The sequence below is a fragment of the Jannaschia sp. 2305UL9-9 genome (assembly GCF_041403465.1).
In the GTDB taxonomy this organism is placed as follows: Bacteria; Pseudomonadota; Alphaproteobacteria; order Rhodobacterales; family Rhodobacteraceae; genus Jannaschia.
The window spans coordinates 1,153,693-1,171,423 of the sequence record NZ_JBGEHM010000001.1 but is presented as its reverse complement, the minus strand read 5'-3'; the positions used below and the strand labels follow the sequence as shown (position 1 = coordinate 1,171,423).

Genomic DNA, 17,731 nt, shown 5'->3' with positions numbered 1-17,731 from the left:
GGCCCCGGTGGGCCGCCCCCCTTTCTTTTCGGGAAATCCACATGTCTGACATCGCCACCCCCCCAAAGGGGCAGGGGCCACTGGCACGTCGCGAAGCGCGGCTGGCCTGGGGTTTGCTGCTGCCGACACTGACCATCATTTCGCTGGTCGTCCTGCTGCCACTGCTGGCCATCTTCTGGATCAGCGTCAAGCCGGTCGAACTGTCCGATCTGCGCCCGCCCGAGGTGGTGATGCGCGAAGGATATCGCGGGGATCCGGGCGACGACCTGCGCCTCGATTACCGGGTGCGCGTCTCGTCCGCCGATGCGGCGATGACCGGGGTGGGTTTTTCCGACGTGATCCCCGAAGGCGTCACGATCACCGAATTGCCCGAGATGTGCACGTTGACCGGTCGAGACCTCGACTGCGATTTCGGGGATGTCGACGGCGGCTGGCGCGAACGCCTGCAGATCCCGGCCGAGGCGAGCGGGCCCCTGCCGGACAATGACGAGGTGCCGGCAATCGTGCGGGGCGAGGGCGATTTCGTCCTGACGAACTTCGAATTCACCGGCGAGAACTTCGCCCGCATCTTTTCCGCCCGCGATTTCCTGTCGGTCCTCTGGGCCACGGTGTTCTACACGGTCGTCGGCACGGTCGGTGCGCTCGGCGTCGGGTTGATGGCGGCGCTGCTGCTGAACCAATCGTTCAAGGGGCAGGGGTTGCTGCGCGGTCTGTACCTGTTCCCCTATGTGGCGCCCGTGATCGCGGTGGCCTTCACCTGGGTGACGCTGTTCGATCCCTTCTCGGGCTCCGCCAATGCCCTGTTGCAGCAGATGGGCGTGACCGACGGGCCGATCAACTTCTTCGGGGACCGGCCTTTGGCCCTTATCATGGTCACCGTGTTCGAGATCTGGCGCTACTTCCCTTTGTCGTTCCTGTTCATCCTCGCGCGGATGCAGTCGATCGATACGGACATGTACGAGGCCGCCGACATGGATGGCGCGTCGCCGTTCCAGAAGTTCCGCTACCTGTCCCTGCCGATGCTGCTGGGCATCCTGTCGGTCCTGTTCCTGCTGCGCTTCATCTGGACGTTCAACAAGTTCGACGACATCTTCCTGCTGACGGGCGGCAACGCGGGCACCCGGACCCTGACGGTCAACGTCTATGAGCAGGCGTTCGCGGTTTCCAACATCGGCGCGGGAGCGGCTGTCGCGGTCGTGATCTTCGGCACATTGCTTGTCTTTGCTGCGCTGTTCTTTCGGTTCATCTCTCGGGAGGAAGGGCTATGAGTGTGGCAGAGCGCAAGGCCGGGGGGCCAGCCCCCCGGACCCCCCGGAGTATTTCCGCCAGGAAGAAGAGCATCTGGCGCAACGGGGCCCTGACCGGGGCGATCCTGGGCGCGTTGTGGACTGTGACGATTGCCGTGACCGTCGCGGTGGTCATGGCCTTCGCAACCGGCGCACTATTCCGCCCGTTGATGTTGCCGTCCGTTCTGTGGGGTGCGGTGCTGGGTTTTGGCATTGTGTTTCTGGGGCGGCGGGCATTGCCCGCAGTGCTGGCCCTTGCCGTGCTGGGGTGGATCGGTTTCGGGCCGCTTTATTCCGAGGCGGGCGTCGGGGCGTCTGTCTTCGGGCAGCTGGCCCTGGTCATCGGTGTCGGGCTTGGCCTGGCCAAGATCCTTGCACCGCTGCCCAAGGGCCATGCCAGCAAGCATGAGTGGGAGGAGTCGGTGATCCGGTTCCTGACCGGTTTCGGCTACCTGTTCTTTACCGCCATGGTCGCGATCCCCTTCTACGTCATGGTGATGACATCGCTGAAGTCGCAGCAGGCGCTGTTGCAGAACCCGCTGGATTTCTCTCTCGACTGGGAGCGGGGGTGGGGCCTTTTGCGGTCTTATCAGGAACTGTTCGCCGACTACGGCTTCGGGTCCTACCTTTGGACATCGTTCTATGTGTCCGTCCTGACGGTCGCGCTGACCCTGCTGTTCAGCGTGCCGGGCGCCTATGCGGTGGCGCGGCTGAAGTTCCGGGGGCGGGCGGCGTTTTCGCGCTCCATCCTGCTGATCTACATGGTGCCGATGATCGTGCTGGCCCTGCCGATCTATATCGCCTTCTCGGTGACGGGGTTGCGCAACTCGATCCCCGGTCTGTTGCTGATCTATCCGGTCACGACCATTCCGGTGGCGCTCTACATGCTCCAGGGCTACTTCCGCGGATTGCCCGCGGAGGTCGAGGAAGCCGGCCTGATGGACGGGCTGACCCGCTTGCAGGTGATCCTGAAGATCACCCTGCCGCTGTCCCTTCCGGCGCTGGCGTCGGTGTCGCTCTATGTCTTCATGATCGCGTGGAACGAGTTCCTGCTGGCCTTCATGTTGCTGGATGATCCGGGGATCTTCACGCTGACACGCGGTGTGTCGGCGCTCAACTCTTCCGAAGTGCCCAGACAGCACTTGATGGCGGGCGCGGTGATCGCCACGCTGCCGATCATGGTGATCTTCCTGGGCCTCGAAAAATTCATGACCAAGGGGCTGACGGCCGGGAGTGTCAAAGGATGACCGATATGACGAATGATCTGAACGCACAGGGCCGTGCGATCATGACCGGCAACGACCGTGGAGGGTACACGGTGCCGACGGCTGGCCTGTATCCCTATCAGTGGAACTGGGACTCGGCCTTTGCCGCCTGGGGCTTTTCGACCTTCGACGTGGATCGCGGCTGGATCGAGCTGGAGACGCTGATGTCCGGGCAGTGGGAGGACGGGATGCTGCCCCATATCCTGTTCCACCGGGCGGACCCCGGATATTACCCCGGACCCGACGTCTGGCAGGGGCGGGGGCCGATCCCGTCATCGGGCATCAGCCAGCCCCCCGTCGCCGCGAGTTTCGCGCGGCGGATGTACGAAGCGGATCCGGACGCGGGCGCCGACCGGCTGCGCGCGATCTGGCCTGACCTGAAGCGCTGGCACCAGTGGTTCATGGATTACCGGCTGGACGACCACGGCGCCTGCTGCATCACGCATCCATGGGAGGCGGGGCGCGACAATGCCCCCGACTGGGACGGGGCCCTGGCCGACGTCGATCCGTCCGGGGTGGGGGAATACACCCGGCGCGATACGGGGCACGTCGACCCGGCCATGCGGCCGACCAAGTTCGACTACGACCGCTATATCGCGCTGGTGCAGTTCGGGGTCGCCTGCAACTGGGACCATGCGGTGATCAAGGCGGACAACCCGTTCCGCGTCGCCGATCCGACGATGACCTTCATCCTGCTGCGCGCGCACCGCGACCTTCTGGCGACGGGGCAGGCGCTCGGCCTCGATGTCGGCGGGATCGAGGCGTGGATCTCGACGCTGGAGGCCGGAGCCAGGAGCCTATGGAACGACACGCTGGGCTGCTACGACAGCCGCAACGTCCTGACCGGCGACTGGTCCGGGTCGGTGTCGAACGCGTCCTTCCTGTGCTGGTATGCGGGCATCGACGACGACCGGATGCGCGCGCCCCTTGCCCGCGTCTGGGAAAAGGTCCGGTGGGGCCTGCCCAGCTATGATCCCGACGGCGCGGTCTATGAGCCGCTGCGCTATTGGCGTGGGCCGGTCTGGCCGATCATGAATTGCCTCATCGGGTTCGGGATGGAGGAACGCGGCCTGACCGCCGAAGCCGACCGCCTGCGCCGCGAGACCGCCGACCTGATCCGGCGACAGGGGTTCGCCGAATACTACGACCCCGGCGAGGGCACGCCCGCCGGTGGCTCTACATTCACATGGACTGCCGCCGTCTGGCTCGGCTGGGCAGGGAGGGACGTCTGATGGGATCGATTACGCTGAAGGCGGTCGAAAAATGGTTCGGCAATGCGCAGGTCATCAAGGGTGTCGACCTGGAGGTGCAGGATGGAGAGTTCGTCATCTTCGTCGGCCCCTCGGGCTGCGGCAAGTCCACGCTGCTGCGCATGATCGCGGGGCTGGAGGAGACGTCGCGCGGCCAAATCATCATCGACGGTGCCGACATGACGGCGGAACCGCCCGCCAAGCGGGGACTGGCCATGGTGTTCCAGTCCTATGCCCTCTACCCCCACATGTCGGTGGGCGAAAACATGGGCTTCTCGCTCAAGACGGCGGGTGCCTCCAAGGCCGAGATTGCCGAAAAGGTGGGGCATGCCGCCGACGTTCTGCGGCTGGACGAATACCTCGATCGGCGGCCCAAGGACCTGTCGGGCGGACAGCGGCAGCGCGTCGCCATCGGGCGCAGCATCGTGCGCGATCCCACGGCGTTTTTGTTCGATGAGCCGCTGTCGAACCTCGACGCCGCGCTGCGGGTGGAAATGCGATACGAGATCGCCAAGCTGCACCAGACGCTTGCGGCTTCGATGATCTATGTCACGCACGATCAGGTCGAGGCGATGACCCTTGCCGACAGGATCGTGGTCCTGCAGGCCGGGCGGATCGAACAGGTCGGATCGCCGCGTGAACTGTATGACCGCCCCGCGAACCTGTTCGTGGCGCAATTCATCGGCAGCCCGAAGATGAACGTGATCCCCGCGGGCGCCTATGCCGCATCACCGCAGGGGGCCGTGCATCTGGGCGTGCGGCCCGAGGCGATCGGCCTGACCGCCGAGGGTGGGGATCTGCGCGGGGTCGTGGATGTGACCGAATACCTTGGCGCCGACACCTACCTGATCGTCGATTGCGGCGAGGCGGGAAAACTGACGGTGCGGACGGACGGAACCACCGACCTGAAGCCGGGACAGCAGATCGGCCTGACCATTTCGCAGGCGCCGCTGCACTATTTCGATGCGGACGGACAACGCGTCTGATCGCATGACACCCAGGGGCGCGCCGGATCCGGCGCGCCCCTGATTCCATCCAGATGGAACCAAACGGGGTTCGCCTGTGTTGTCCCGGCAAGAGCAGCCGGAGAAAACAAGATGTTACATAGGCCCCACATCGAGATTGTTACCGAACCGACCGTCGGCCGATTGTCCGGCCTGTGCCGCGTCTATGCCGAGGGTGTCGCTGTCGCCGGCGGCAAGGCCCGCATCTGGGAGGTTTCGGAGACGGGCGCGCTGTCTGCTGCCGCATGGTCGGCCCTGTCCGAAGCGGATGCCGTCGTCTTTGCCCCCTGCCATGGCGGGCTGACCCTGTCGCCTGCAATGCAGGCCTTCGTCGTCGATGGCTTGCTTGACCCGTTCGGCCCCGACATGTCCGGAAAGGTCGCCAGCGGCCTTGGCAATGCGCCCTCGCTTGCCAGCATTTCAGCCGCTGCAATCCGCCTCGGGATGACGTGGGCCGAAGGGCCGGGACGTCCCGTCCTGACGGATCGCAATATCCGGCATACGGCCCAGACGCTTGTCGGGCTCATTACCGAATCAGAATTCCAGGCGCCGCCAGATCGAATGGCCGCCTGACCCGACCTCCGGGTGCCTTCTATTGGTTGTGCGGTGACGAAGGTGCCTGTTTGAGCGGCGCCCCGGTCGAAAGGCCGGGGCGTTTGTCATTTCTAACCCACGGTTTTCCCGGCGTCATTCCAACCGGGCGCGCGCATCGCGGCGCGAAAAACGCGCAAGACAACCATCTGGTTCCTTTGAAAAAAAACGAAATATCGGGAAACCAAATCCGCCCATCTGCGGTTGTGTACCCAGAGACGCCGCACAACAGACGACGTCATCGCAACGAAAGGAACTACTATGAACCGCATCGCACTTATCACCGCCGCCACCCTGTCCCTCACCGCGCCCGCAATGGCCTATACCGGTGTTTCGCCGACCATGGTCAGCGACGTCGAGTCGATCCTGGCAGAAGCCGGCAAGTCCAACGTCGCCGTGTCCTCGCTGAGCGATGAGCAGGTCGTCGAGATCTACTTTGCCGGCCAGGGTGAAGACGGCAACGAGCGTAACCTGAAGATCGAGTCGGCCCTTGAAGGCGAAGGCTATCGCACGATCACCGAGCGCCGCGCCACGCTGACCGACATGGACGCCGAAACGGGCCTGATGCCCGCCGGTGAATCCTCGGTCGTCATCTCGGTCCAGAACTGGCTCGACAAGCGCGGCTACGAAGCCGACGCCTCGACGCTGACCGACGCACAGGTCGCCGAAATCTACTTCCTCGCCTTCTCGGGCGACGACATGGACAACGATGGCGTCAACAAGATCGAATCCATCCTCGCCATGTAATCCGGCGAAGGTTTAACAAGTTAAGGCCGCCCCTCGGGGCGGCCTTTTTCATTGCGCGACAGTCGATGGATCAGTCGATCTTGGGCAGCAGCGTATCCAGAGATGCCTTTGCATCCCCATAGAACATCCGCGTATTCTCCTTGAAGAACAACGGATTCTCGATGCCCGAATATCCCGTGCCCTGTCCGCGCTTGGACACGAATACCTGCTTGGCCTTCCAGCATTCCAGAACCGGCATTCCTGCGATGGGGCTGTTGGGGTCGTCCTGTGCCGCCGGATTGACGATGTCGTTGGACCCGATGACGATGGCGACATCCGTATCGGGGAAATCATCGTTGATCTCGTCCATCTCCAGAACGATGTCGTAGGGCACCTTGGCCTCTGCCAACAGGACGTTCATGTGACCGGGCAACCGGCCGGCAACGGGGTGGATCGCAAAGCGTACGTTCTTGCCCTTGGCGCGCAACTTGCGCACCAGCTCGCTGACCGCACCCTGCGCCTGCGCCACGGCCATCCCGTAGCCGGGGATGATGATGACGCTGTCGGCCTCGTTCAGGGCGGTGGCGACACCGTCGGCATCGATGGCGACCTGCTCGCCCTCGACGGCCATCTGCTCGCCCGCCGGACCGCCGAAGCCGCCCAGGATGACCGACACGAAGGACCGGTTCATCGCCTTGCACATGATGTAGGACAGGATCGCACCCGACGATCCGACCAATGCGCCGACCACGATCAGCAGGTCGTTGCCAAGGCTGAAGCCGATCGCCGCCGCCGCCCAGCCGGAATAGCTGTTCAGCATCGACACGACGACGGGCATGTCCGCGCCGCCGATGCCCATGATCAGGTGATAGCCGATGAACAGGGCCGCGAGGGTCATCAGGAACAGGGGCAGGAAGCCGCCGGACTGGAAGTACCAGATCAGGCAGATGACCGAGAGTGCGGCCGCAGCCGCATTCAGCAGGTGCCCGCCGGGCAGTTTCGCCGCCGCCGTGTTCACCTTGCCGGCCAGCTTGCCATAGGCAATGACCGAGCCTGTGAAGGTCACGGCACCGATGAATATCCCGAGGAACAGCTCCACCCGCAGGATGTTGATCTCGACCGGTGTCTTCTTGGCGATCAGGGCCGCGAAGGTGCCCATCTCGTAGGGGTCCGTCCCCGCCACGAGGGCGTTTGCAACCGCCCCGATTTCGATATGGGCATTGATGCCCACGAAGACGGCGGCAAGACCGACCAGTGAGTGCATCGCCGCGACCAGTTCCGGCATCTGCGTCATCTGGACCTTGGTGGCCAGCTGATACCCGATGGCCCCGCCGAGGCCGATCAGGATGACCGTCAGCGGCCAAAGCCCCGTGCCCGGCCCGATCAGCGTGGCAAAGACCGCCAGCGCCATGCCGACGATACCGTACCAGACGGCGCGCTTGGCGCTTTCCTGCCCCGATAGGCCGCCCAGCGACAGAATGAACAGGATGGCTGCGACCACGTAGGCCGCGGTGGTGAATCCGTAATCCATGACCCGGTCCCCCTTAGGATTTCTGGAACATGGCGAGCATGCGCCGTGTCACGAGGAAGCCGCCGAAGATGTTGATCCCGGCCATGAAGACCGCAAGCGCGGCCAGCAGGACAACCGGCACGGACGACGATCCCATCTGGATCACCGCCCCGAGGATGATGATCGACGAGATGGCGTTCGTGACCGCCATCAAAGGGGTGTGCAGGCTGTGTGCCACGCCCCAGATGACCTGGAATCCGATGAACACGGACAGGACGAAAACGATGAAGTGCTGCATGAAGCTGGCCGGAGCGACCAGGCCCACGGCCAGCAGCAGGGCGCCGCCGATGGCCAACAGGCCGACCTGATTGCGGGTCTGCGTCTTGAAGGCGGCGACTTCGGCGGCGCGCGTCTCCTCGGGCGTCGGGATGACGACCTTTTCCTTCGGCTTTGCGGCGATGGCCGCAACCTTGGGCGGGGGTGGCGGAAAGGTGATCTGGTCCGCATGGGTGATGGTCGCCCCGCGGATCACGTCGTCGTCCATGTTGTGCACGACCTGTCCGTCCTTCTCGGGCGTCAGGTCGGCCATCATGTGACGGATATTGTTGCCATAAAGCGTCGAGGACTGCGTCGCCATCCGGCTGGGGAAGTCGGTGTAGCCGATGATGGTCACGCCATTGTCGGTCACGACCTTTTCGTCCGGCTTGGTCAGTTCGCAGTTGCCACCACGCTCGGCAGCGAGGTCGACGATGACCGAACCCGGCTTCATCATTTCGACCATGTCCTTGGTCCACAGGACCGGGGCAGGGCGGTTGGGGATCAGCGCGGTCGAGATGACGATGTCGATGTCGGGCGCCATCTCGCGGAACTTGGCCAGCTGCTTGGCCTGGAACTCGGGGCTGCTGGGCGGGGCATAGCCGCCGGTCGCCGCGCCGTCGGGCAATTCGCTGTCGTCGAATTCGAGGAAGACGAACTCCGCACCCATCGACTCGATCTGTTCGGCCACTTCGGGGCGCACATCGAAGGCGTAGGTGATTGCGCCCAGCGAAGTCGAGGTGCCGATGGCGGCAAGGCCCGCGACGCCTGCGCCGATCACCAGAACCTTGGCCGGGGGCACCTTGCCCGCCGCCGTCACCTGGCCAGTGAAGAAGCGGCCGAAGTTGTTGCCCGCCTCGATCACCGCGCGGTAGCCGGCGATGTTGGCCATCGACGACAGGGCGTCCATCTTCTGTGCGCGGGAAATGCGCGGCACCATGTCCATCGCGATGACCGACGCGCCCTTGTCGCGGGCCATCTCCATCAGGGCCTCGTTCGCGCCCGGATAGAAGAAGCTGATCAACAGCTGCCCATGCTGAAGCCGTTTGACCTCGGTCTCGGTCGGGGGGCGAACCTTGGCAACCACTTCGGCCACCTTGTAGAGCTGCGCGGGGGTGTCGATCACCTCGACCCCGGCGGCGCGGTATGCCTCGTCGGTAAAGCCCGCTTTCGCACCTGCCCCCGTCTCGATCGCCACGTCATAGCCGAGCTTTTGCAGATGCGCTGCACTGTCGGGGGTGATGGCCACGCGGGCTTCGCCCTCGTGTACCTCTTTTGGTGCGCCAATCTTCATGGGGGCCTCCGCGCCATGTTACCGATAACATCCTTGGTTTAATCACAAGGTTGCTCAAGGTAAGGGTAATGGATCAGGTCACATTATTGCGCAAGGGGGCTGTCTTGGGGCAGAGATTGTCAGGACGTCATGCCATCATCACCGGTGGCGGCACGGGTATCGGCCGCGCCATTGCCCTGGCCCTTCGCGATGCGGGGGCCGAGGTCACGATCACGGGCCGTAGGGGCGCCATCCTGCGCGAGGTTCCCGGCTGTACGCCGGTGGTCATGGACGTGGCGGACGAGCGCAGTGTCATCGACGGCGTGAAGGCGGCGCGCGACGCGAATGGCCCGGTCGACATATGTGTCGCCAATGCCGGCGTGGCCGAAGGCGCATCGCTTGCCCGCACCGATGCCGCGATGTGGCGGCGTATCATGGCGATCAATCTGGACGGTTGCTATCACATCACCCGCGCCTGCCTGCCGGACATGACGGAATGGGGCCGGGTGATTGCCGTCTCTTCCATCGCGGGATTGAAGGGGCTGAAGGGGGCTGCGGCCTATACGGCATCCAAGCACGGGATGATCGGGTTGATGCGGGGGTTGGCCGCCGATCACCTTGGGCGCGGGGTGACGTTCAACGCGCTGTGTCCCGGCTACGTCGATACGGATATCGTCACCGACAACACCGCCCGCATCATGGCACGGACCGGCATGTCCGAGGCCGACGCGCGCAACATCATGGTGGGGCAGAACCCGCACCATCGTCTTGTTGACGCAGAGGAGGTTGCGGGCGCCGCACTATATCTGTGTTCTGACGCTGCGCGCAGTGTAAACGGTCAGGCGATACAGATCGCCGGGGGAGAGTTTTGATGGATTGGACCGCACTGAGGGCACAGTTCCACCTGCCGGACGGGGTGATCTATCTCGACGGCAACTCCCTCGGGCCGCTGCCCAAGGCCGTGTCGGCGCGGGTGCGCGCGGTGATCGAGGACGAATGGGGCGACCTGCTGATCCGGGGCTGGAACAGCGGCGCGGGTGGACAGGGCTGGATGACATGGCCCACGCGTCTGGGCGACCGGATTGGGCGGCTGATCGGGGCGGGGCCGGGCACGGTGACGACCGGCGACACCCTGTCGATCAAGGTCTATCAGGCGCTCGCCTCGGCGCTGCATCTGGCGGGCGACAGGCGCGTCATCCTGTCGGACACGGGAAATTTCCCGACCGACCTCTACATGGCCGAGGGGCTGATTTCGACGATTGGTCAGGGGCATAGCCTGCGCACCGTCGCGCCCGAAGGCGTCGAGGCCGCGCTGAGCGAAGATGTCGCCGTGCTGATGCTGACACAGGTGGACTATCGCACGGGGCGGATGCACGACATGGCCGCCCTGACCCGCGCGGCGCAGGCCAAGGGGATCGTCACGATCTGGGATCTGGCCCATTCCGCCGGCGCGCATGAGGTCGACCTGACCGCCGCCGGGGCCGATTTTGCAGTGGGCTGCACTTACAAGTACCTGAACGCAGGGCCCGGTGCGCCTGCTTTCATCTACGTGCGCAAGGACCTGCAGGATGCCGTTCGACCTGCGCTATCAGGCTGGCTTGGTCATGCGGCGCCCTTCGCCTTCGATCCCGCCTATGCGCCGGGCGAAGGGATCGAAAGGATGCGCGTGGGGACACCGCCGGTCCTGCAACTGGCCGCGCTGGAAGCCGCGCTCGATGTCTGGGACGGCATCGACATGGCAGCGGTGCGGGCGCGGTCGTTGGCCTTGTCGGATCGATTTGCCGCGGGCGTGGCGGATGCCTGTCCCGATCTGACGCCCGCACTGGCACCTGACGTGCCGCGGGGCAGTCAGATCAGCCTGCGACACCCCGACGGCTATGCCATCGTGCAGGCCTTGATCGCGCGTGGCGTGATCGGGGATTTCCGCGCTCCCGACATCCTGCGCTTCGGCTTCACGCCTTTGTTCCTGTCCGAGGCGGAGGTGGACGCGGCGGTCGGGATTCTGGCGGATGTCATGGACAGCGGGGCCTACCGGCGACCTGAATACGCGACCCGGAACGCGGTCACCTGAGGATGACGTGGATGTCACGAATACCGAAGTATACCGCCCGGATCGTTTGAGAGCGGTCGTGCGGGCGCTACCTGCGGAGGCGAGACGCTTTCTGGAGCCCGCCATGCTGCGCGACCATCCCCGCCGATACGATCTTGCAAACGAGCTGCACGCGCGGCCGTTTCCGACGCTGACGGCCCCCTGTCGCGCGGCCTACCTGGCCATCAAGCGCGAGGCGGACGCCGCGAACCGGGATCGCAGTCTGGACCGCGCCCACCTCGAATCCCTGCTCGACAGGTTCGGGGCCGATCACCCGCCCCCGGGCGCGACCCATTTCTTCGGTCAGCTTGGCAGGCACATGCTGAAATGGGAAAACCATACGGAGTTCGTGACCTACACGCTGTTTTCCAACGGTGTCGCCGACCGTCCTTTCGATGGGTCCGTTTTCGACGTCTTTCCCGCCGATTGGCTGGCCGAGGTTCCGGGCGTGCGGCTGACCTCCGCGTTGGTGCGGGTGGAATGCGAAACGCCCGAAGAGCAGATCGAGGCCAAGCTGGCTGATTGGTTCGTTCCAGAAAGCCTTGCCGTCAGCCGCGTGCTTGACGACAGCGCCATTCTGGCCAGCGATTTCCGTATCGATTCCGCCGGGCACATCCGGTTCGCGGTCTTTGCCGCCGATGCCACGGGGGAACGCCGCGTAGGCCGGATCGTGCAACGCCTGACCGAGATCGAGACCTACAAGACGATGGCGATGCTGGCCCTGCCACGGGCGCGCGCCTTGTCGGCAGATCTGGGCAACATGGACCGGACATTGTCGGGACTGGTCGGGGCCCTACGCGCGGGCGAGGCGCAGACGGATGCGACCTTGGCGGGCCTTCTGACCATCGGGTCCGACCTGGAAACCATGCTGGCGCGGTCGTCATTTCGGTTCGGCGCGATGGAAGCCTATGAGGCGCTGGTCAAACAACGGATCTCCGTCCTGCGGGAGGAAAGGTTCGGCGGGCGGCAGACCCTTGCGGAGTTCATGATGCGGCGCTTCGATCCGGCCATGCGCACCTGTCGGGCGGTGCAGGCGCGGATGGAGTCCATGGCCGAGCGGGCGAAACGTGCGGGCGACCTGCTGTCGACGCGGGTCAACGTCGACCGTGCCGAACAGAACGCCCGTCTGCTGCATTCCATGGACGAACGCGCGGCGGCCCAGCTTCGCCTGCAGAAGACCGTCGAAGGGCTGTCGGTTGTCGCGATCAGCTACTACGCCCTCGGCTTGGTGTCGGCATTGCTCTATCCGCTCGCGGGCGGGGTCGGGATGTCCAAGGAAATGCTGACGGCGATTGCAGTCCTGCCCGTCGTTGGGGCCGTCTGGTGGGTGGTCCGGCGCATTCGGAAGGGCATGGAAAGCTGACGCGCCCGAGGGGGCGCTGCACCCGCGCCCTGTGGCGGCCCCCAAGGCATTTTCAGCCAGAGGGATGGGGGACGGCGTGTTTTACGCAGCGCGGTTGACCATTGCTGCCGGGGTGTTGCCGGATCAGGCGGGATCCATGCGGATCAGGCTGCCTGCGCCGTGGCTGGTGAACAGTTCCAGAAGCACGGCGTTCTGCACGCGGCCATCCAGGATCACGACGGCGCGCACCCCCGCCTCCAGGGCGTCCAGTGCCGTTTCCGTCTTGGGGATCATGCCACCTGCAATCACGCCTTCGGCGGTCAGGCTGCGCACCTGCTCTGCGCTCAATTGGGTGACGACCTCGCCCGAGGCGTCCTTGACCCCGGCGACGTCGGTCAGAAGCAGCAGGCGGTCCGCACGCAGGGCGCCGGCAATGGCGCCTGCTGCGGTGTCGCCGTTGATGTTATAGGTTTCATCCGCTGCACCGGTCCCGATCGGCGCGATCACGGGGATCATCTCGTCGCGGAACAGGCTGTGCAGCAGACGGGGGTCCACTTTCGTCGGGGTGCCGACGAACCCAAGCTCCGGATCGGTCTGTTCGCAGGTGATCATGTCGGCGTCCTTGCCGGACAGGCCGACGGCGCGCCCACCGGCCGAATTGATCGCCTGCACGATGCGTTTGTTGATCTCACCGGCCAGCACCATTTCGACCACCTGCAGGGTCGCCGCGTCGGTGACGCGTTTGCCGCGCACGAATTCGGACGTGACGCCCAGCCGGTCCAGCATCTGGTTGATCATCGGCCCGCCGCCGTGAATGATCACCGGATTGATGCCGACCGTGCGCATCAACACGACATCGCGCGCGAAACTGGCCATCCCCTCGTCCGAACCCATGGCGTGCCCGCCCAGCTTGATGACCACGACAGCGTCGTCATAGCGCGTCAGGTAAGGCAGCGCTTCGTTCAATGTGCGGGCAATGGCGGCGTTGTCGCGGGATATCATGGCGTCCTGGCGTTTCATGGTCTGGTCCTGTGGGGGCGGGGTCGGATCGGGTCCGTCTGGCCCGGTCAGGAGATTTCGGCGATGACGGAGCGGAGGGTCGGGATGCCCCAACCCTTCTCGCTGCTGGTGACGATCAGTTCCGGAAAGGCGGCGGGATGACGGGCAAGGGCCGTGCGTGTCGCGGTCAGCGCCTCCTCCCGCGCGGCATCCTTGACCTTGTCAGCCTTGGTCAGCACCGTCTGGAATGTCACGGCCGAGGCGTCGAGGAGGGACATGATCTCCTCGTCCACGGCCTTCACCCCATGACGTGCATCGATCAGGACGAAGGCACGGCGCAGCGTCTGCCGCCCGGCAAGGTAGGATTTCAGCAGCGCCTGCCATTTTGCCACGACGGCGACAGGCGCGTTGGCAAAGCCGTAGCCCGGCAGGTCAACGAGGTAGTGGCTTTCGGCAAGGGTAAAGAAGTTGATCTCCTGCGTCCGGCCGGGGGTGTTCGACGCACGGGCCAGCGCCTTGCGCCCCGTCAGGGCATTGATCAGGGTCGATTTGCCGACATTGGACCGGCCCGCAAAGCAGACTTCGATCCGGTCGGCGGGCGGCATTCCGTTCATGGCGACGACGCCTTTCAGAAATTCGCCGCCGGTGGCGAACAGCTTGCGGCCGCGCTCCTCGGACTGCGGGTCCGGGGCGTCGGAGACGGGAAAGGGCAGGGCGGTCATGTTGCGGCCTCCAGCGCGGGCAGGTCGGCGCCGCGTATCGCGTTCAGATTGCGTGTGATCTTGTCCGGCGTCCAGTCCCACCAGGCGACGTCCAACAGGCGGGCGATCGTCTGCGCGTCGAACCGTTCCCTGACCACCTTGGCCGGGTTCCCGGCAACGATGGCGTAGGGCGGCACATCCTTGGTGACGACGCTGCCTGCCGCGATGATCGCGCCTGCGCCGACCGTGACGCCGGGCATCAGGGTCGCGCCGTCTCCGATCCAGACGTCAGGTCCGATGATGGTGTCGCCTTTGCGACCGGCCTCCCAACTGGCTGGGTCGAAGCCCTCCTGCCAGCCGCTGCCGAAGATATTGAACGGATAGGTCGAGAACCCATCCATTGCATGGGTGCCGCCGTTCATGAAGATGCGCACGCCGTGGGCGATTGCGCAGAAAGGTCCGATGGTCAGGTGGTCGCCGACAAAATCGAAGTGGTGCAGGACGTTGTGATCAAAGAAATCCCGTCTTTCATCTCGATCGTCGTAATAGGAATAGGCCCCCACGGTGACATTGCTGCGCCCCTCGGCCAGCGGCCGCAGAAACACCGTCCCGTTGTAGGTGGGCGCCATGGGGGTCAGGGTATCGGGGTTCGGACCGATCAAAGGCATAGGACGTCTCCGATAGCGAGTTCGCCCCCTTCTACGACGCGCAGGCCGACAGTGAAGTCGCGGTGGCCGAATTCATCGAGAACGGAAAGGGTGTCCGCGTCGCGCCGCCCTGTTTGCGGGTTCGCCTCGGTCGCGCGACAGCGGTCGATGCGTTTGTAGACCTCCAATACCGTGTCGCCCAGACGAACATGACGGCCGACAAGGTCGAACTCCTCCCACGGGGCAAGGCCGGACATCCACAGGTTGCAGCGCCAGCGGTGGATGGACAGGTCGCGGCCAAGCCGTTCGGCCACGATGCGGTGGCTGGTCAGGTTGCCCAAGGTGATCGACGGGGCAGAGGTATCCGTCATGCCGTGTCCTGCCGGTGCACGGACGACACGCGCCGGTGCAGGGCGTCCCTCGGCGACGAGGGGGGCAAGCCATTCCAGCAGGCGGGCGGAATCCGCGTCAGGGTCGATGGCCAGTTCGGGGCGGTCCGGATGCGTCAGCACCAATGTCCCGCCATCCCGGCGAGCTTCGACGGCCATCAACCGGGGAGAGGACGCAGCCCGCAAGAAACCACCACAGCGCGACCACATGTCGTCGGGCGCGTCGCTGAGGTCGTGGGCGATGGCCCAGACACGATCACCGGGCAGGGTCTGCCCGGCGATCAGGGTGACGCGGTCCATCGCCTCGCGTCCGATTGCCTTGATCGGATGGCGCCAGATGGACGCCAGCCGGGCTGTCACTTCTTGCCCTTGCCCGACGGCGCCTTGGTGCTGTTGGCGGCGGCGGCCTCGGTCTTCTTCTTGCGGCTGAAACTGCTCTTGATGTTGCCGAACAGGTCGGGCTTGGACCCGTGAGAGCGCATGATCAGATACTGCTGCGTGAAGGTGATCGTGTTGTTCGCGATCCAGTAGACCACGAGGCCCGAGGCGAACCCGCCCAGCATGAACATGAATACCCACGGCAGATAGGCAAAGATCATCGCCTGCGTCGGGTCGGTGGGCGCGGGGTTCAGCTTCTGCTGCAACCACATGGAAATGCCCAGCAGGATCGGCAGGATGCCGATGAACACCAGCGCGAGGATGGATCCCGGTTCGGGCGGGGCAATCGGCAACAGGCCGAACAGGTTCATGATGGACGTGGGATCCGGCGCCGACAGGTCCTGAAACGGGCCGAAGAAGGGCGCGTGGCGCAATTCCAGCGTGACGAAGATCACCTTGTAGAGGCTGAAGAAGATCGGGATCTGCAACAGGATCGGCAGACACCCGGCGGCGGGGTTCACCTTGTTCTTCTTGTAGAGCTCCATCATGCCCTGCTGCATCTTCTGCCGGTCGTCGCCTGCCTTTTCCTTCAGGGCCTCCATCTCCGGCTGCAATTCCTTCATCCGTGCCATGGACACGTAGGACTTGTAGGCCAGTGGCAGCAGGATCGCCTTGATGCCGAGGGTCAGCACGATGATCGCGATCCCCATGTTCCCGATCAGCGCGTTCAGCCAGTGAAGGGCCGCGAAGATCGGCTTGGTCAGGAAGTAGAACCAACCCCAGTCGATGGAATCCACGAAGCCGGCGATGCCTTCGTCGTTCTGATACTCGCGCAGAACTTCCCATTCCTTGGCACCTGCGAACAGGCGCGAGGAGGAGACATGCGCTTCGCCGGCTTCGACGGTGCGATAGGGCAGGCGGGTTTCGGTCTGATACCGGTCGGCACGGTCGACGTATTTGACGACCTCCGAGAACGGCACGCCAGCGGACGGAATCAGCGTTGCCATCCAGTACTTGTCCGTGAAACCGATCCAGCCGTCCTCGCTCGCCTCGGTGATCTGGACGCGGCCCCCCTCGGCGGCGACCGGGTCGAGATCGGTCATGTCGTCGTAGTCCAGTTCCAGCAGCTTGCCATCGGAACGGGCGACGACGCCTTCGTGCAGGATGAAGAAGTTGACGGTCTCGGGCTCACCCTGACGGGCAATCAGGCCATAGGGCGCCAGACGGACGGGGGCGCCGGTGTTGTTGTCGACCGCCTGATCGACCGTGAACATGTAGTTCTCGTCGATGGAGATGGTCTTGCGGAACAGAAGGCCCGCGCCGTTGTCCCATGTCATTTCCAACGGGGTCTCGGGTGTCAGGACCGCGCCCTCCGGGGCCGACCAGACCGTCGTCGCGCCGGGAACCGCATCCGTGGCAAGCGTTCCGCCGGGAACCCAGCCGTGCAGCGCATAGTAGGCATTGGCAACGCCCGCCGGGCTGAACAGGGTCACGATGGGCGAATCGTCGTCGAGGGTTTCCTGGTAGTCCTTGAGCGACAGGTCGTCGATACGACCACCGGCCAGCGAGACGGAGCCGGTCAGGCGCGGTGTCTCGATCGTGACGCGGGCATTGGTCGTTAGCGCAGCTTCGCGGGCTTCGCCCGGCGCGGGTACCACGACCGCGTCACCGGGTGCGATCGGCGGCGTGATCGCGCCCGTGACCGGGTCGGCAATGCCGTCATTCGTTGCCGTCTGCTCGACGACGGGTGCTTGCTGCTCCGGTGGGAACAGGAAAAACCAGACGAGCAGCACGAGCGCGGAAAGCACTGTGGCGAGGATGAGGTTCTTGTTTTGATCGTCCATTGGACCGTCCAGGGGCATGTCGGGGGTTGCGCGCGGTTCAATAGACGCCGGTGCCGAAGGTCAAGGCGAAAGCTGGCCGAGGGTGTCGACAAGGCGCCGCATCCGTCGATTGGCGGTGGGCC

16 protein-coding genes are annotated in these 17,731 nt (G+C 64.7%); 9 read left to right on the top strand and 7 right to left on the bottom strand.

The features are described from left to right. Positions 1–41: 41 nt before the first annotated feature. The 6 genes from V6N07_RS05735 to V6N07_RS05710 all read left to right on the top strand — a co-directional run bounded on the left by V6N07_RS05735 (position 42) and on the right by V6N07_RS05710 (position 6,143). On the top strand, positions 42–1,268 hold the full coding sequence (locus V6N07_RS05735) for a carbohydrate ABC transporter permease (RefSeq protein ID WP_371154721.1): 1,227 nt from the start codon (positions 42–44) through the stop codon (positions 1,266–1,268). Next, positions 1,265–2,533: a carbohydrate ABC transporter permease gene (locus V6N07_RS05730; protein WP_371154719.1), complete on the top strand. Its 1,269-nt coding sequence runs from the start codon at positions 1,265–1,267 to the stop codon at positions 2,531–2,533. The genes V6N07_RS05735 and V6N07_RS05730 overlap by 4 nt, the downstream gene beginning before the upstream one ends. Further along, positions 2,530–3,783 (top strand): hypothetical protein, encoded by a 1,254-nt coding sequence (locus V6N07_RS05725; protein WP_371154717.1) that lies wholly within the window; start codon positions 2,530–2,532, stop codon positions 3,781–3,783. Before V6N07_RS05730 ends, V6N07_RS05725 begins: the two co-directional genes overlap by 4 nt. Continuing rightward, complete coding sequence (locus V6N07_RS05720) at positions 3,783–4,787, top strand: ABC transporter ATP-binding protein (RefSeq protein ID WP_371154716.1); 1,005 nt, start codon at positions 3,783–3,785, stop codon at positions 4,785–4,787. The genes V6N07_RS05725 and V6N07_RS05720 overlap by 1 nt, the downstream gene beginning before the upstream one ends. Before the next feature lie 111 nt (positions 4,788–4,898). Further along, a complete protein-coding gene (locus V6N07_RS05715) occupies positions 4,899–5,378 on the top strand; it encodes a hypothetical protein (RefSeq protein WP_371154714.1) in 480 nt (159 codons plus the stop codon). 279 nt (positions 5,379–5,657) lie between these two features. Further along, on the top strand, positions 5,658–6,143 hold the full coding sequence (locus V6N07_RS05710; protein ID WP_371154713.1) for a hypothetical protein: 486 nt from the start codon (positions 5,658–5,660) through the stop codon (positions 6,141–6,143). Positions 6,144–6,213: 70 nt separating this feature from the next. On the opposite strand, the gene V6N07_RS05705 is transcribed toward V6N07_RS05710, so the two are convergent. Continuing rightward, positions 6,214–7,653: an NAD(P)(+) transhydrogenase (Re/Si-specific) subunit beta gene (locus V6N07_RS05705; RefSeq protein ID WP_371154712.1), complete on the bottom strand. Its 1,440-nt coding sequence runs from the start codon at positions 7,651–7,653 to the stop codon at positions 6,214–6,216. A 13-nt stretch (positions 7,654–7,666) separates the two neighbouring features. Next, positions 7,667–9,241 (bottom strand): Re/Si-specific NAD(P)(+) transhydrogenase subunit alpha, encoded by a 1,575-nt coding sequence (locus V6N07_RS05700; protein WP_371154711.1) that lies wholly within the window; start codon positions 9,239–9,241, stop codon positions 7,667–7,669. A gap of 116 nt (positions 9,242–9,357) precedes the next feature. Here V6N07_RS05700 and V6N07_RS05695 point away from each other — a divergent pair, with 116 nt between their 5' ends. The 3 genes from V6N07_RS05695 to V6N07_RS05685 all read left to right on the top strand — a co-directional run bounded on the left by V6N07_RS05695 (position 9,358) and on the right by V6N07_RS05685 (position 12,672). Next, on the top strand, positions 9,358–10,092 hold the full coding sequence (locus V6N07_RS05695) for an SDR family NAD(P)-dependent oxidoreductase (RefSeq protein WP_371154710.1): 735 nt from the start codon (positions 9,358–9,360) through the stop codon (positions 10,090–10,092). Then, positions 10,089–11,291: a kynureninase gene (gene kynU, locus V6N07_RS05690; protein ID WP_371154709.1), complete on the top strand. Its 1,203-nt coding sequence runs from the start codon at positions 10,089–10,091 to the stop codon at positions 11,289–11,291. Before V6N07_RS05695 ends, kynU begins: the two co-directional genes overlap by 4 nt. 103 nt (positions 11,292–11,394) lie before the next feature. Beyond that, the gene (locus tag V6N07_RS05685; RefSeq protein ID WP_371154708.1) at positions 11,395–12,672 is read left to right on the top strand and encodes a DUF3422 family protein; all 1,278 of its coding nucleotides are present in this window, start codon (positions 11,395–11,397) and stop codon (positions 12,670–12,672) included. Between the two features lie 123 nt (positions 12,673–12,795). Here the strand turns inward: V6N07_RS05685 and argB are convergent, their stop codons facing one another. Genes argB through yidC form a run of 5 tightly spaced genes read right to left on the bottom strand, consistent with a single transcriptional unit; the run spans position 12,796 to position 17,609 of the window. Then, positions 12,796–13,671 (bottom strand): acetylglutamate kinase, encoded by an 876-nt coding sequence (argB, locus tag V6N07_RS05680; protein ID WP_371154706.1) that lies wholly within the window; start codon positions 13,669–13,671, stop codon positions 12,796–12,798. Positions 13,672–13,718: 47 nt separating this feature from the next. Next, the gene (yihA, locus tag V6N07_RS05675; protein WP_371154704.1) at positions 13,719–14,372 is read right to left on the bottom strand and encodes a ribosome biogenesis GTP-binding protein YihA/YsxC; all 654 of its coding nucleotides are present in this window, start codon (positions 14,370–14,372) and stop codon (positions 13,719–13,721) included. After that, positions 14,369–15,019 (bottom strand): CatB-related O-acetyltransferase, encoded by a 651-nt coding sequence (locus tag V6N07_RS05670; RefSeq protein ID WP_371154703.1) that lies wholly within the window; start codon positions 15,017–15,019, stop codon positions 14,369–14,371. Before V6N07_RS05670 ends, yihA begins: the two co-directional genes overlap by 4 nt. Beyond that, on the bottom strand, positions 15,010–15,747 hold the full coding sequence (locus V6N07_RS05665; RefSeq protein ID WP_371154702.1) for an MOSC domain-containing protein: 738 nt from the start codon (positions 15,745–15,747) through the stop codon (positions 15,010–15,012). Before V6N07_RS05665 ends, V6N07_RS05670 begins: the two co-directional genes overlap by 10 nt. Continuing rightward, the gene (gene yidC / locus V6N07_RS05660) at positions 15,744–17,609 is read right to left on the bottom strand and encodes a membrane protein insertase YidC (RefSeq protein WP_371154701.1); all 1,866 of its coding nucleotides are present in this window, start codon (positions 17,607–17,609) and stop codon (positions 15,744–15,746) included. The genes V6N07_RS05665 and yidC overlap by 4 nt, the downstream gene beginning before the upstream one ends. Between the last annotated feature and the right edge of the window lie 122 nt (positions 17,610–17,731).

Excerpts from the sequence above, each read along its gene's own strand:
- V6N07_RS05735 (WP_371154721.1), top strand. The coding sequence starts at position 42 with ATGTCTGACATCGCCACCCCCCCAAAGGGGCAGGGGCCACTGGCACGT.
- V6N07_RS05730 (WP_371154719.1), top strand. The coding sequence starts at position 1,265 with ATGAGTGTGGCAGAGCGCAAGGCCGGGGGGCCAGCCCCCCGGACCCCC.
- V6N07_RS05725 (WP_371154717.1), top strand. The coding sequence starts at position 2,530 with ATGACCGATATGACGAATGATCTGAACGCACAGGGCCGTGCGATCATG.
- V6N07_RS05720 (WP_371154716.1), top strand. The coding sequence starts at position 3,783 with ATGGGATCGATTACGCTGAAGGCGGTCGAAAAATGGTTCGGCAATGCG.
- V6N07_RS05715 (WP_371154714.1), top strand. The coding sequence starts at position 4,899 with ATGTTACATAGGCCCCACATCGAGATTGTTACCGAACCGACCGTCGGC.
- V6N07_RS05710 (WP_371154713.1), top strand. The coding sequence starts at position 5,658 with ATGAACCGCATCGCACTTATCACCGCCGCCACCCTGTCCCTCACCGCG.
- V6N07_RS05705 (WP_371154712.1), bottom strand. The coding sequence starts at position 7,653 with ATGGATTACGGATTCACCACCGCGGCCTACGTGGTCGCAGCCATCCTG.
- V6N07_RS05700 (WP_371154711.1), bottom strand. The coding sequence starts at position 9,241 with ATGAAGATTGGCGCACCAAAAGAGGTACACGAGGGCGAAGCCCGCGTG.
- V6N07_RS05685 (WP_371154708.1), top strand. The coding sequence starts at position 11,395 with ATGCTGCGCGACCATCCCCGCCGATACGATCTTGCAAACGAGCTGCAC.
- argB (WP_371154706.1), bottom strand. The coding sequence starts at position 13,671 with ATGAAACGCCAGGACGCCATGATATCCCGCGACAACGCCGCCATTGCC.
- yihA (WP_371154704.1), bottom strand. The coding sequence starts at position 14,372 with ATGACCGCCCTGCCCTTTCCCGTCTCCGACGCCCCGGACCCGCAGTCC.
- V6N07_RS05670 (WP_371154703.1), bottom strand. The coding sequence starts at position 15,019 with ATGCCTTTGATCGGTCCGAACCCCGATACCCTGACCCCCATGGCGCCC.
- yidC (WP_371154701.1), bottom strand. The coding sequence starts at position 17,609 with ATGGACGATCAAAACAAGAACCTCATCCTCGCCACAGTGCTTTCCGCG.